This is a genomic window from Bacillus sp. mrc49 (assembly GCF_002803435.1).
In genome coordinates this window covers 1-704 of record NZ_PHNG01000633.1, presented here as the reverse complement: position 1 = coordinate 704, position 704 = coordinate 1, and the positions used below count along the sequence as shown (strand labels likewise).

General features: G+C 50.4%; 1 protein-coding gene. It reads right to left on the bottom strand.

What is annotated here, in order from left to right:
* Positions 1-589 (bottom strand): lipoate--protein ligase family protein (locus CVN76_RS06555; RefSeq protein WP_100530634.1); only part of this gene is annotated, 589 nt, incomplete at its 3' end.
* Between the last annotated feature and the right edge of the window lie 115 nt (positions 590-704).

Sequence of the window (704 nt, the reverse complement as noted above, 5' to 3'; positions counted from 1 at the left end):
AAAAACCTTTCACGAGACTGGCGCGCTCGGCCCCGCTTCCATTGACGCACAAATAGATTTGCACCGCTACCCCATTGCGGATCCTGCGTTGGGATATGCCAGCAAACTTTTGTCCATTTATGCTTAAATCATAACTTCCCGGACAGTAGGAGCCGACGATTTCCCTTGCCTCCATCTTGACCGGGAAATCGGCGAACATCAATTGAACAAGCTCCCACATCGCATCGTAGCCACGATTGATTTCAATTTTTTGCTCGTTTTCAGGGAAAATTAGCGAGAGATTGAGGACCCCCTCGTCCAACACGACGGCCAGCCCCCCGGAATTGCGGACAATGGCCTGGAAACCGTGTTCCTCTAAATGACCCAAACCCTTCTTGAGAAAAGGCAGCTTCGTATCCTGAATGCCCATGACCACGGTTCGATGGTGCACCCACGCCCTAGCTACGGCCACTGAGTTACCTGAACCGACGGAAGCACATAATGTATCATCCATTGCAAAGGATTCCAGAGCCGGGAACTGGGGGCCAACGGAAGATTGATCTATCACCCGCCACTCTTGCTGCATTAATAATGAACCTGTTTCACTCATAGAAATCTCCCTTTACATGTTATCTAAGGTAGCGCTTATTGGTACTGGGCCGCAAACCCCTGCGCCGCTGTAATGACGGCCAGTTTATATACATCCTCTTCATTGCATCCCCTTG